Source organism: Brevibacillus sp. NRS-1366 (genome assembly GCF_050467985.1).
Genome location: NZ_JBITPN010000021.1, coordinates 252029 through 265811, shown reverse-complemented (window position 1 = coordinate 265811; position 13783 = coordinate 252029). Strand labels below are relative to the sequence as shown.

11 protein-coding genes and 1 pseudogene are annotated in these 13783 nt (G+C 46.6%); 8 read left to right on the top strand and 4 right to left on the bottom strand.

Features of this window, described 5'->3' with window-relative positions; genetic code table 11:
• The first annotated feature begins 187 nt into the window (after window positions 1–187).
• The 4 genes and pseudogenes from ACIFQN_RS15475 (at window position 188) to ACIFQN_RS15460 (ending at window position 6550) form a co-directional block, all read left to right on the top strand.
• On the top strand, window positions 188–1966 hold the full coding sequence (locus ACIFQN_RS15475; RefSeq protein WP_429833929.1) for an ABC transporter ATP-binding protein: 1779 nt from the start codon (window positions 188–190) through the stop codon (window positions 1964–1966).
• Window positions 1963–3768, top strand: a complete 1806-nt coding sequence (locus ACIFQN_RS15470; RefSeq protein ID WP_429833928.1) for an ABC transporter ATP-binding protein — start codon at window positions 1963–1965, stop codon at window positions 3766–3768. The genes ACIFQN_RS15475 and ACIFQN_RS15470 overlap by 4 nt, the downstream gene beginning before the upstream one ends.
• Window positions 3769–3909: 141 nt before the next feature.
• Window positions 3910–4681, top strand: a pseudogene (locus ACIFQN_RS15465) (class I SAM-dependent methyltransferase).
• A 144-nt stretch (window positions 4682–4825) separates the two neighbouring features.
• Window positions 4826–6550, top strand: coding sequence for a methyl-accepting chemotaxis protein (locus tag ACIFQN_RS15460; protein WP_429833927.1), 1725 nt, complete (start codon window positions 4826–4828; stop codon window positions 6548–6550).
• Between the two features lie 72 nt (window positions 6551–6622).
• Here the strand turns inward: ACIFQN_RS15460 and ACIFQN_RS15455 are convergent, their stop codons facing one another.
• The 3 genes from ACIFQN_RS15455 to ACIFQN_RS15445 all read right to left on the bottom strand — a co-directional run bounded on the left by ACIFQN_RS15455 (window position 6623) and on the right by ACIFQN_RS15445 (window position 9488).
• On the bottom strand, window positions 6623–7768 hold the full coding sequence (locus ACIFQN_RS15455) for an ABC transporter permease (protein ID WP_429833926.1): 1146 nt from the start codon (window positions 7766–7768) through the stop codon (window positions 6623–6625).
• Window positions 7765–8508 (bottom strand): ABC transporter ATP-binding protein, encoded by a 744-nt coding sequence (locus ACIFQN_RS15450; protein WP_429833925.1) that lies wholly within the window; start codon window positions 8506–8508, stop codon window positions 7765–7767. Before ACIFQN_RS15450 ends, ACIFQN_RS15455 begins: the two co-directional genes overlap by 4 nt.
• Window positions 8509–8972: 464 nt before the next feature.
• Window positions 8973–9488 carry a hypothetical protein gene (locus tag ACIFQN_RS15445; protein WP_429833924.1) on the bottom strand — a complete coding sequence of 172 codons (516 nt, stop codon included), beginning with the start codon at window positions 9486–9488 and terminating at the stop codon, window positions 8973–8975.
• A gap of 369 nt (window positions 9489–9857) precedes the next feature.
• Between ACIFQN_RS15445 and ACIFQN_RS15440 the strand changes: the two genes are divergently transcribed.
• The 3 genes from ACIFQN_RS15440 (at window position 9858) to ACIFQN_RS15430 (ending at window position 11507) form a co-directional block, all read left to right on the top strand.
• Complete coding sequence (locus tag ACIFQN_RS15440; RefSeq protein ID WP_429833923.1) at window positions 9858–10328, top strand: hypothetical protein; 471 nt, start codon at window positions 9858–9860, stop codon at window positions 10326–10328.
• 48 nt (window positions 10329–10376) lie between these two features.
• On the top strand, window positions 10377–11021 hold the full coding sequence (locus ACIFQN_RS15435) for a SurA N-terminal domain-containing protein (protein WP_429833922.1): 645 nt from the start codon (window positions 10377–10379) through the stop codon (window positions 11019–11021).
• Window positions 11022–11156: 135 nt separating this feature from the next.
• Window positions 11157–11507 (top strand): DUF2512 family protein, encoded by a 351-nt coding sequence (locus tag ACIFQN_RS15430; protein WP_429833921.1) that lies wholly within the window; start codon window positions 11157–11159, stop codon window positions 11505–11507.
• Window positions 11508–11555: 48 nt separating this feature from the next.
• Here ACIFQN_RS15430 and ACIFQN_RS15425 read toward each other — a convergent pair whose 3' ends face one another.
• Entirely contained in the window at window positions 11556–12398 is an 843-nt protein-coding gene (locus ACIFQN_RS15425; RefSeq protein ID WP_429833920.1) for an oxidoreductase, read from the bottom strand.
• Window positions 12399–12730: 332 nt separating this feature from the next.
• Between ACIFQN_RS15425 and coxB the strand changes: the two genes are divergently transcribed.
• Complete coding sequence (gene coxB / locus ACIFQN_RS15420) at window positions 12731–13750, top strand: cytochrome c oxidase subunit II (RefSeq protein ID WP_429833919.1); 1020 nt, start codon at window positions 12731–12733, stop codon at window positions 13748–13750.
• Window positions 13751–13783: the final 33 nt, after the last annotated feature.

Below are 13783 nucleotides of genomic sequence, written 5' to 3'. Positions count from 1 at the left end.
TAAGTTCCTCCTGTTAATGAGTTCGTTTCTATCATATAGAGGAACGACTGAAGCCCAAACGTACCAGGGCAGGATTTTACCTCAGTCTCAGGTCGGATACCCTACTTGCTTCGCTTTGCTTTGTGCTGAATCATTATGAATCCACGTATATATCAAAAGATCAATCCTAGGCAGGGGGTTAACGCTCTTGGAAACGTTTAAACGGTTGAAGGACTACTATTGGCCATATAGACGGTATTTTTTGATTTCAATACTTTCGTTGCTTGTCGTAACGGGCGTAACCGTCGTCTATCCCCTCGTATTGAAGTATACGATCGACGAGGTGTTTGGACGGGAGCAGTATGAGCTGGTTCCTTATTTGGCGATCGGGTTTATTGTGCTGATGGGGATAAAGGGGATCGCCGTGTACTATCACCAGTACTTTGGCGATCTGTTTGGAGTGTCAACCGTATATGAGCTGCGCAACGAGTTGTATAAAAAGCTGCAATACTTGCCTTTTCGCTATTACGACAACGCCAAAACAGGCGATCTGATGTCGCGGCTGGCTGGGGACGTAGAGGTATTCCGGTTTTTTCTGTCGTTCGGCTCGGCTCAATTTCTCAATTTTTTGCTGCTCATCGGCTTCGGATTTGCCATCATGCTGTACTTGCATCCTTCGCTTGCATTGGTCACATTGGTCGCGATGCCATTTGTTGCGATTACAGCGTACCGCTTTGATAAAAAGGTTCATGTGGCCTTCAAGCAAATCAGAGAGGCTTTTTCGGCTTTAACCACCAAGGTTCAGGAGAATATCAGCGGCATCAATACCGTCAAGGCTCTTTCCCGCGAAGACTTTGAGATTGGCAAGTTTACGGAGAAAAATCAGAACTACAAGGACAATCACATTTCTACAGCCAAAATTTGGGGTGCCTTTTTTCCAGTCATGGAGCTGATCGGCAATATTTGTGTGGTCACATTGCTGGCGTATGGCGGCTGGCTAGTAATTCATGATCAGATGAAGCTGGGGGAACTGGTCGCTTTTTTTAGTTTGGTTTGGTTTATTATTGGTCCACTGATGCAGCTCGGTTTTATTCTCAATTCGTATTCGCAATCAAAAGCAGCAGGAGAACGCTTGTTGCAGGTGCTGGATGAAGCCGATGACGTTCCAAAAGGATTGGAGCAGGAGGATGGACATGACGGAAAATTACGTGGTCACGTGCAGTTTGTCGATGTCAGCCTCTCCTACAACAAAGAAAATGAAAACGCGCTTCGTGCCATCAGCTTCAATGCGACACCCGGAAAGATCATCGGGCTGATTGGCGCGACAGGTTCAGGAAAAACAACCGTCACCCAGTTGATTTCGCGCTTTTATGCCCCGACCCAAGGCATGATTCTCATGGATGGAAAGGAGATCGCGAGCTATCCCCATCAAGAGCTGCGCAAGCATATCGGGGTGGTGTTTCAGGAGTCTTTCCTGTTTTCTTGCTCGATTTACGACAATATTGCGTACGGACGCCCAGATGCCACGATGGAGGAAGTGGTGACTGCAGCGAAATATGCACGGGCACATGACTTCATCAAGGAGCTTCCGGAAGGATACGATACCCTTTTGGGAGAGCGGGGCCTCGGACTGTCAGGCGGCCAAAAACAGCGGATAGCCATCGCTCGGGCTTTTTTAACGAAGCCCAGCATTTTGATATTAGATGATGCTACCAGTGCTGTTGATATGGAGACCGAATTCCAGATCCAGCATGCTTTGCGAGAGGTGATGGTGGGGCGTACCACCTTCATCATCGCGCATCGAATTTCTTCTTTGAAGCATGCGGATGAAATCCTCGTTTTGGATCGGGGGATGGTTGCGGAAAGAGGGACGCATGATCAGTTGGTGGAAAAGCAGGACGGAATCTATCGGCGCATTTACCAGATTCAGTTTCAGGATCACCTGACAGTGATGCATGAGCAGGCAAGGGAGAGGAGCAGAGCATGAAAAGCAGGCAAAGAAAGGAACGATTTCGGTACTCGATCGACAACGTAATCGACAAACCGTACAACTGGTCCCAGATGGCGCGCTTGCTCGGCTATATGAAACCGTATGTAAACAAATGGCTCCCTTTTGCTGCTCTCTCGCTGATTGTCGTTACGATCGTTCGGCTCGGAGTTCCTTTTCTGATCAGCATAGCGATTGACGAAGCGATTCAAAAAAAGGACCTCGCGTACTTGTTGATTTTGACAGGAGTCATTTTGGGATTGTATCTGCTCGGGTGGTTCGAAAATGCGATGCGCATCCGCTGGACGAATCAACTCGGACATTCGATTATATTTGATTTGCGCCAGCAGCTTTTTACCCATATTCAACGACTTTCCCATCGTTTTTTCGACGGGCGCTCGGCTGGCTCCATCCTCGTGCGAATTACGAACGACATTAATTCCTTGCAGGATTTATTTACGAACGGAGTTGTCAACATCTTTATCGATATCGCCATCCTGGCAGGAATTGTCGTCATGCTGTTTGTGCTGAGTCCAACACTGACGCTCGGGATTATGATCGTGCTTCCGCTGATGTTTTTGATTTCCATCAAGCTGCGAAAGAAGATCCGACTCTCCTGGCAAAACGTACGGCTCAAGCAGTCTAGCATTAATTCACACTTAAATGAGAGCATTCAAGGCATTCGCGTGACCCAATCCTTTACGCAGGAGCAGGAGAACATCTCCTTTTTTAAACGGATGAATCAGGATAACTACGAAGCCTGGCGTGTAGCTACACAGCAAAGCGCAACCTTTCGCCCAGTAGTAGACATGGCCGGTGCGATCGGTACGGCGATTCTGATTTGGCTGGGAGCTATGTTAATCCAAGCCGATGATATCTCAGTAGGGGTTTTTGTTGCGTTTGCCTATTATCTCGGAAACTTTTGGGAGCCGATTTCCCGCCTTGGTCAAGTGTACAACCAGCTGCTCATGGCGATGGCTTCCTCGGAAAGAATCTTTGAATTTCTGGATGAGAAGCCTTCCGTGCCAGAGAAAAAAGAGGCTGTGGATCTGGGCGTGATTCGAGGCGAGATCGAGCTTTCCGATGTTACCTTTTCCTATGATGGCAAGCGGGATGTGCTGAATGGAATCAGCTTGAAAATCCGTGCAGGAGAAACGATTGCTTTTGTCGGGCATACGGGCTCGGGCAAGACATCCATCGTCAATCTGATTTGCCGCTTTTATGACCCTGCCAGTGGCTTTATAACGATTGATGGCGTTGATCTTAGAGAGATTAAGCTGGATACGCTGCGTTCTCAAGTAAGCATTGTGCTTCAAGACACGTTTATTTTTTCGGGGACGATTATGGAAAACATACGCTTTGGACGTCCGGGGGCAACAGACGAAGAAGTCAGGCAGGCTGCCAAAGAAATTGGCGCGGACTCCTTTATTTGCAGGCTGCCTAACGGTTATGATACAGAGGTGGAAGAACGTGGGAATGTGCTTTCTCAGGGAGAAAGACAATTGCTCTCCTTTGCCCGGGCTTTGCTGGCCAATCCGCGAATCCTGATTCTGGATGAAGCGACGGCGAGCATTGATACGGAGACGGAAGTAAAGGTGCAGAAAGCATTGAATCGCTTGCTGCAAGGAAGGACAGCGATTGTTATTGCCCATCGTTTGTCCACGATTCGCGAAGTAGACAAAATCGTGGTGCTTGATCAAGGCCATATGATTGAGCAAGGGAATCATCAGCAATTAATGGAGAAAAAAGGTACCTATCAAAGCCTGGTCAGTTCCCAGTTTCGTGTACTGGAGAGAGAATAATCATCGGTCAGGAGGAAGCTGCATGTATTACCTCTACGTCGAAACATAACAACGCTGTCCGCGCTGCCGTGCACCACCTTTTCCTCTCACCCCGAATCGATGACGGGAAGAACAGGCGAGAAAACGGGAGGAGATGAAACGATGACGCAACAGAACTGGATACGCATTTTTCAGGAAGAGGTAGAAGCTGCCTTTGAGGGCTGGAATTTTTCACGTTTAACAGAAACAGGAAGGATGCAGGAAGCCCCCTTGAGCTGGAATTACCCGAGCGTCGTTCGGCAGAAAATGAAGGGAATTCACTCGATGCTGGATATGGGGACAGGAGGAGGAGAGCTTTTGAGCAGACTTGCTCCTCTGCCTGACCAGACTTATGCCACCGAAGGCTACTCACCCAATGTCGATGTCGCCCGGGCCAGGCTGGAACCGCTAGGCGTCAAGGTGATTCCTGCGGATGGCGAAGACGTGCTGCCTCTCCCTGATCAATCATTGGAGCTGATCATCAACCGGCATGAGTCTTACGCGCCAGCGGAACTGTACCGCCTGCTTAAGCCAGAGGGATTGTTTATTACCCAACAAGTAGGCGGGGGGGGATAATCTGAAGCTGAACCATCTACTAGGGGCACCGATCCCGCAAGAATACCTTCATTGGAATCTGGCGTATGCTGCCAAACAACTGGAAGAAGCCGGATTCATCATTTTGGATCGAAAGGAAGAAGAGGTCTATACACGATTTTATGATGTCGGGGCGATCGTCTACTATTTAAAGGCAATCGAATGGCAAATTCCAGACTTTTCAGTGGAGCGTTACGCTGATGCTTTGGTTCAACTGCATCATGATTTGGAATCGGCCTCTTATGTGGATATCCCGACCCATCGTTTTTTGCTTGTGGCCCAGTCTAGGAAAAAATGGTAAAAAAGTGACCCCAAATTGTCGATAAGACAAAATGGGAGCAATTATTAGAAAAGCACCCGTAATAGGGTGCTTTTTATATGAGTGTAGGAGACCGTCCCATCTATGCGAATTCATATCGTAAACTGCGAAGGAGAAGTGAGACAGATGAGAAAAAGTTTGGCGACACGGGTTGCTGTTCTTGTGGCAGTGATTGTAGCACTCATGATGGCAATTAACATATTCATGATCAATCAAAACAGCACGACCACTGTAGAGCAGACGCTGTCCCGTTCCAGTATCAGTACTGCACTTACGATTGCTGCTGGAATTGACACTGAGGCGTACGCGAGATTTCTGGCTCAGCCGCAGGAAGGAGAGGACTACTGGGCCATTCGGAATAATTTACTCGATTATACACTAAAAACGGGTGCTCTCTACGTCTACACCCTGCAGGCAGACAATGGGCAAGTGAAAATCTTGGTAGATGGTACGGAAAAAGGGGCAGAAGATGCAGCTTGGATTGGACAGCCTACTTCCACGACTACATTTGCAGATATTTCTCCAGCCCTAAAGGGGGAAACGAACAGCACACCGATCGTTTCAGATCCGTTGTACGGTGATTACCTCAGCTCATTTGTGCCAATCAAGGACAAATCCGGCCAAGTGCTAGGCGTGCTAGGTGTTGATACATCGGCAGACAAGGTGGGCTTGATCAGCGATTTAGTGCTTAGCAGTACGATACCGCGTATTATTACTGCCATGATCGCTGTTACGTTAATTGCTTTGCTGGCTGTGTATTTCATTGTCAGAAAAATGCTGCGTCCACTCAGCATCGTGGAGACGGCATCGACCCGTATCGCTTCGGGAGACTTGACGTCATCAGAGATTGCCGTTTCCAATAAAAATGATGAGATCGGCCGGATCGTAGTAGCTTTTGGCGAAATGACGACCCAATTACGTCAGATTATTGGCGGGGTCAAAGAGACGACGGAGAGAATTGACAAGATGTCTGGCTCGATCCGTGAAGGCGCCACGTCTGTCCGTGAGCAAAATAAAAATGTCGTAGTCGCCAGTCATGAGATCGCACTGGGGAATGAGCAAACGGCAACCGCGATGGAAACCACTGTGCAGACGGTACAGGAGTTCCTCAGCGAGCTCGCAGAGTTGAATCGTGCTATTGACGAGATGGACGGAATCTCCAATCAAGTATCTGAAATTGGGCAAGGCAGTTACAAGGTCCTGCAGGAATTTTTGGCGGATGGAAAAGAAACGAACAAGCAGTTCCATGACGTTCAACAAACGATGAGAATATTGGAAGAAAAATCAGATCGCATCAACGACGTCATCGTAACCATTCAGCAAATTGCCGGGCAAACCAATCTGCTGGCGCTAAATGCCGCGATCGAAAGTGCCCGCGCAGGAGAAGCAGGAAGAGGCTTTGCAGTCGTTGCAGATGAAGTGCGAAAATTGGCAGAACAGACGGGTGCAGCGACCCTCGTCATTCAAGAGAGCATCCAGGATATTCAGCATCAGGTAAAGCAGGCTACGGAAAAGACAACGGCAACTCTCGACCGTTACAATGCAGGTACAGAACGGCTTGATTCCGTTACCCAAGGGATTACGGCTCTTTCGGATATGACTGCTACCCTGAAAGCATCGCTGGCAAACGTCATCTCCAATGTGGAAGCGATGAAAAACGGCCAGCAAAAGGTGAATGAGTCGGTACTGACGGTCACAGCGATATCCGAACAGACAGCAGCAGCTACCGAGGAAGTTTCCGCAACCATTCATGAGGTAAGCAGCAATGTGGATCATTTTGTGGCTGAAACCGAACAAGTAACCGACAGCATTCAGGAGCTGCGAAATAAGGTAGATACGTTCCGCTTGTAGCCATTCGGATAGTACGACAAAAAAACAGCTCTGTCGCTTAGCCAAAGAAATTGCTAAGGGAAGAGCTGTTTTTCATGTAGAGAACAATCCGATCAATACACACACGGCTGCTTGAATGGTTAACAGGACTCTGCGTAACCAAAAAAAAGCGTGCTTCTGCTGCTTTTCGTCAATCGGCAGAAGGGAATACATGTTGCTTTTTCGATGGTGGCTCCACAGTCCCTTCAATTGAATGCCTGACATGAAAAGAAATAGAGTAGCGACGATTGCCTTGGCGTACAGATTCGGCAATAGCAGGATCAGCAAGGATGCTAAAACAATCAGCCTGATGTACACACCTGCATAGCCGCCTGAGCGAATAAAGGTCTTCAAGAAAAGCTGCCGAGCCGCATGAGACTGTCGGTAGGAGACGGCTTTGGTTACGGGGATGAGCCACTGACGGGGCTTCACCTCGTTTTGCAGAGAAGGGACATCTTTAAAATTGTTCACGATCCGGTAAAATCTGCTGCGTAACCCCGTCTCGACTTCCAAGAGACGGTACCACTGGATGGTATGCTTTCTCTTTATCGTTTGCAGCCTGAAATGGAACCAGATGACGAGCAGGATACCAATCAAGCCGGCGTATGGCACATGATGGTAGGTTAAGAGTTGCCCCCCACTGAGTACCCAAGCGAGTACAAAATACGAAAATAAAAAGCGGGCAAGGGAATACTGCTGCTCCCTTTTTTTATCAGGCAATCGCAAGAAAATCCAACTGCTGTATAGATTCCAGCCCTTTAGAACAAAGGGGACGCACCAGTAAAGCCAGAGCTGTCCACCCTGGACACCCAGCGTCCCTTGATAGAGAGGCGAGAGAAGGAGCAGCACAATGAATAATCCGATACTCTGGATGCAAAAATTGTACGCCCTCGTCTTTTGAAAGTAGCTGCTCATCTTTGTTTCCGCAGGGGTTAAAAAGAGCAGGTCCGCTTCAAGTAAAAACGTACGGTGCGGGCTTTTGGTGACGAAGAGCGCAATCACAAAAGCAAGGGCGTACGAGATCGGAAACCAGGAAGGGATCATCTCGACGAAGCTTCGATAATAGAGGGAGAGCAACCCCATCAAAACAATCATAACAATGAGCAAGCCACCACTGGCTATGTACTGTGAGTACCGGACAAATTCTACAGAAAATCGATTTAATCGTTCGCGAAATAGCGCATCAACATCTATGTTCACTCGCTATCACCCTCTACTATATGTAAATAGATATCGTCCAAAGAGTGGTGGGTCAATCCAGTGAAGCTGCGCAGTTCTTCCAGTGTTCCTTGTGCTCTGATTTCACCTTTGTGCATAATGATAAATCGGTCGCAGTACTTTTCAGCGGTTGCCAAAATGTGCGTGGACATGAGGATTCCAGCGCCTTGTTCCTTGCAACGATTCAGCCATGTCAAAAGCGAACGAATTCCGAGAGGATCTAGCCCTAATATAGGCTCGTCAACGATGTAGAGACGCGGCTGCACGAGCAGCGCCATCATGATCATCAGCTTTTGTCTCATTCCTTTTGAAAATTGCTGTGGGAATCTATCTTTCATTTTTTCCATTCGGAACTCTTTTAATAGAGGAACGGCTCTTTCCTCAAACACCTCTCTCTCCAATCCATGGCTCATCGCGGCGAGCTCGATATGCTCCCATAAGGTCAGTTCCTCATAATAAATAGGAGATTCAGGTATGTAGCCATAGGAAAAGCGATATGTATCCGGATCCGACTGGAACGTCTTTCCTGCTATGCTGATGGCGCCCTTGGCAGGCTCTAATAGTCCGAGGATATGCTTGATGGTTGTACTTTTGCCTGCTCCATTCAAACCGATGAGCGCCACAATTTCCTTTTCCTGTATACGGAAGGAAACGTCTTTGATCACAGCATGGCTCGCACTGTATCCACCTGTTACTCCTTGTACTTCTAATAGACTTGTCATGGTATCTCATCCCCCTTTCTAGCATTGCAGCAATTCCTTCTATTGTACCCATTATCAATAGAGAAATAAAATAGGGCACCCTTTTTCCAAAGCGTGCCTTGGAGCTACTTACTCCAATGTATTCACCATACTTTTTACTGGGTTTCTCATCAGGTCATAATGAGGAAAAATCAGGTCTGCTTGCTGATTGGTTTTAAAATCGGATACATGTATTGGTGTGCTTTGCGATGCGGGCTGTTGATCAGCAGATGGCAAGTTTTCTAATAGGGGAGGTAGCGAATAAGGTGGCTTGACTAACAAAAACAACAGTACCCCACTAATCATGCATATCAAAAGGGAAAGGATCACAGGGCTGTCCTCCTTCCGTATTTTAGAAAAATTGGCCCTACCAAGTCCTGGCAGAGCCCGTATTTCATTCGAGACAACAGGAAAATAGAACAATTCACATTTGTTTATATCTGTATTTAGCGTCTCGAATTTCTGTTGTTTCTGCTGTTTTTTTGATTGTTGCTGTTGCTGTTGTTGTTGTTGTCTTGTTCGTTGTTGTTTTTTGCACTGTAGCTGATGTTGCGAATATGGAAGGGGAGCAGCTTGATCAGCTCGTTTCCTACAATCATAGTAACTTCAGAATCTGTGGCGTCGACCATCACGCCTTCAATTTTTTCCGGACCACCACGATTAATTTGAACCGATTGAAACTGCATGCTTTGGAGAAGAGAGGTGAAGTTTTCTGCATCAATGTAGAGGAGAGTAGGTTGTTGAGAAGTCTCAGGATCTTCGTAATATTCACTTGTTTCCCGAGTATCCAGAGTTAAACTTTTGACATGATCATTCTTGTAGTAGATCATTCCTTCGTTTTCGATGTAAACGACAAAATGATCATCTTTTACGTCTATCAGCTTACCACTTCTAGACTCAGGTCCGCCTCTGTCAATACGGACTGATCTGCCGATAAACGAATCCATACTGGTTTTTTCCATTCGAAAGATCCCTTCCTTTTTCTGTTTTTTTGCACGGTTCAAACGTAAGCGAGATGCCACATCGATTTGAACGGTGTTTCAAGGTTTGTTCGTGTTTTGTTTTACACGAAAGAAAGAGTCACCTCCCGTAACTTGCTAATCCAATGTATGTCTTACTGGCAGACAACGTATAAGCAGATGACATGTACTATTTGTCCATTTTTTAAGCGGAATGAACCCCCCCTGCGGAACGTACTTTATTTATAGTAAGAAGTGGGAGCATCGTCAGCCTTTTTTGCGAGGAATTGGACAAAGAGGGATACGAGTACAAGCAATGATTTCCCCTCCTTCATAAACAAGAAAGTAAGAAGGACGGAGGAGGTGAATCCCATGACGCCGGGGCAAAATAACAAGCAGACAGACATTGACAAACAGGTACAGCGCATCTATCAACGATTAGACAAATTCGAGGAACGGGTAGACCAGCTTGAGGGACAAATGATTGCAGCTACGAAGTGGTTGGAACGGATAGAACACCGTTTAGAACGTATGGAAGAAGTACGCGTAGATCTATTACAGGCTTTAGCCAAACTGCAGACAGAGTTAGAGTTGAAATCGGAGAAAACAGATAAAGAGAAAGATATAATTAGGCAGCTATTGAACAACGACAAATCGGACAAAGAAAATTTCGCACAGTTGCTTGAAGGAGAAAAAGCAGGAAGCAAGAGCGGTTTTTACAAGTATGGGCGGTTGTGGGACCCGTTATCGCCTCCGTTCTTACTTCTTTTTTGCTCGATTTTTCATCTAAGGAATGTAATTGTGGAAAAGATGTGTAAAGCAAATTCCATTTTTCTACCGTAACTCCTGTCTATACTTGGGGGGCAGATCATAGAAAGAGAGGATAACCTAGTGAAGAAGTTTGATGTTTCTATACTCTCGGTCTCCATCCTATTGACAGGGTTAGCGGTTTTGGGATTTTACCAGGCAGGGGAGAAGGACAAGGACCCAGCTTTAGTAAAAGCCGGCGATACCTCGATTACTCAATATCAGTTATATGATGAAATGAAAAGTGTGTACGGTAAACAAATGATTCAAGAGCTGGTTGCCCAATCATTAATTAAACAGGAAGCCAAGCTGCAAAATATAACAGTCACACAAGAAGAAATGGACAAAGAAATTGATTCCATTAAAAAACAAATCGGGTCCGAGGAAGCTTTCCAGGACTATTTGAAAAACATGGGGATGAACGAACAAAAGCTGCGTGAAAAGCTAAGTGTTCTTTTGACCCGTGATAAATTGTTGGACAAGGCTTTCCCCGTAACAGATGAAGAGATTAAAAAATACTACGATGAAAATAAAGCGAATATGGGCTCGCCTGCTCCCGAATTTGACAAGGTAAAAGATCAGATCAAATCTGCTCTGGTCGATCAGAATCGAGGAGAAAACTACAACGAATGGCTCAACTCGATTCAAGCCAATCATAAGGTCGAATGGCTAGACCCTGCCTTTGAAGAAAAGGCTGCGAGTGCGCAAGCTGCACCAGCGCAAGGATAGATTAACAAAAACCACTCGTAGGGGTGGTTTTTTTGTTAATCAAAAAGGGTGGCTGCAAAACAAGGCAATCAAGCGGATTGTGAGAAAAAACAAGGGCATACTGAAGACACCCCCTAAAAAAGGAGACAGAGGAACGTGGACGGTCTATGGGTAAAGCTGCTTGTAAGTCCGTTGGTGGTCGTAGTAGCGGATGCACTGTTTCCAGAAGTGAATTTTGCCAACCTTTATCAGTCGATCGGAGTAGGCTTTGTTCTAGCGTTAGCCGGCACTTTTCTAGAGTGGGCGATTCTTGTACCGGGCAGCTTGTGGATGACAACCGCCATCGACTTCATTATTGGATTTCTCATTGTATATGGTAGCATCATCTTTTTGCCGAACGCTCAAATGAGCGCGATGGGTGCCGGGTTTGTCGCTATAATATTTGGCGTGAGTGAGTATTTGCAGCATACGTGGTTAATTCGTACAGGACGAACGGAAGAAGCATAGGACTGCTTTTATGCGACAAAAGGGTGTCCCGAAAGTAGCTTGGACTACTTAAGGGGCACCCTTTTTCTTGACGATAAACTCGATCCATTTCCACGGTAAAAACCTTTTAGCGGCAAGGGTCAATCCTATGCCACGCCCAACCGGATAACGTAAACGGGGTTTTGCCGCCATGGCAGCAGACACAATCACTGCAACGACTTCGTCTGGCTCGGGTGCTTGCCGAATGATCGTCTCGACGTGGGCAATCATCTGTTTTGTTTGCTTGGCGTACGGTGAATGGGGGAAAGGTGTCTTTTGTCTCATTCCTTTTTCCCAGATGGATGTCCGGTATGAGCCTGGCTCGATCAGAACTACGTGAATAGGATAGGGGAGCATTTCCAGCCGAAGAGATTCGCTGAAGCCTTCTATCGCGTGCTTGGAAGCAACATAGGGAGCCAGTCCCGGAAAGCCGAAGCGGCCGCTGATACTGCTCAAGTTGATAATCGTACCGCTTTTTCGCTCTCGCATATAGGGCAGGACGGCACGAGTGACATCAATGACTCCAAACACATTGACATCGAATTGGTTGCGCCACTCTTCAGAAGTAACCTCTTCCACAAATCCTCCGCAGGCGTATCCGGCGTTGTTAACCAAAAGGTCTATCTGGTGATGCCTGGCGATGACTGACGATACCGTCTGTTCAATTTGCTGGGTAGAAGTCACATCCATAGGCATGACTTCTATATGATGGGCAACATTTCGAGTCATGGCGAGTTTGTCAAGAGGTTCACGCTTGTCTGGATCTCGCATGGATGCAATTACCGTGAAACCTGCCTCGGCTAAAGCAACCGAAGTGAGCATCCCAAAGCCACTGGAGGCTCCTGTGACCAGTGCTACAGGCCTTTTTTGCATGTTTTTCTCCTTAATGATTCCTATTTTGGTCGTATTTCTCAGGAAAATTCACAAATTTGTTCATAAATTTGTTAACAAAATGATAACAAATAGACTTTAGATTAAGGAAAATTTATGTATACTTAATATGGTTACCACGCACGGGCAGAAGTGTATACCTATTCCTATTCTATTCGTTTTTGGAATGTCTGCTAATACTTTTCCTGATTGGGTATTATAGGTGTGGAAAGTAAAAGATAGCCATTCTTAGGCGATAGGAAAGAGAATGAAAGACTTCTAGTTGCAAGCGTGGCTAGAACGTTACCAACACGAAGAAAGAGGGGTTCACTGGTATGAAGGGTTGGCAACAGTTTTGGCGTCAGCTTTCTCTGTTTGGTCTGCTGGCACTAGTCTTAACCGGTTGTGGCAAAGATGAGCTCTCCGCGCTCAAGCCTTCGGGTCCGGTTGCAGCAATGCAGTATGACTTGATGAAGCTGTCCTCCGCTATCATGATCGGCGTCTTTATTGTTGTTATGCTGATCTTTACGTACGTCCTTATCCGTTACCGTAAGCGTCCAGGACAGCAAGGCGTTCCAAAACAGGTAGAAGGCAATCATGCACTTGAAATTCTATGGACCGTCATTCCTTTCCTGCTCCTCATTATCATGGCAATTCCAACTGTTACTACTGGATTTGCTCTGCACAAGGAGTATCCGAAAGAGGAAGCAATTCAAGTAAAGGTTACCGCTCACCAGTTCTGGTGGGAATTTGAGTATCCGGATCTTGGAGTATCAACAGCGCAAGACCTTGTTCTGCCAGTCGGTAAAAAGGTTCAATTTAACGTGACCTCTGCTGACGTTATGCACGCATTCTGGATTCCTGCATTGGGTGGTAAAATCGACACCAACCCAGGTCAAGAAAACAAAATTTGGCTGCAAGCAGACAAAACAGGCATTTTCTATGGAAAATGTGCGGAGCTCTGTGGAGCGTCCCATGCCTTGATGGACTTCAAGGTAGAAGTAATGGAACAAGCTGCGTTTGACAGTTGGGCAAATGGCATGAAGGGCGTTCAGTCCGCAGAGCCAGTAGCAGCAACTGCGGCAAGTGCGGCACAAGGACAAGAAATCTTCAATAAGAGCTGTCTGGGTTGTCACGCGATTGCCGGTAAAGGCGGCAAAATGGGTCCAAACCTAACCAACTTTGCAGATCGTGAGCGTGTTGCGGGTATTCTTGCACACACACCTGAAAGCATTGCAGAGTGGCTGAAAGATCCTCAAAAGGTGAAGCCAGGCAACAACATGCCTAACTTGAACCTCGATGATAACCAAGTGAAAGCGCTGGTTGACTACATGTCTACTCTCAGCGTGAAGTAACTACACGTAAGTGATTTACAATCGTCATAGGCA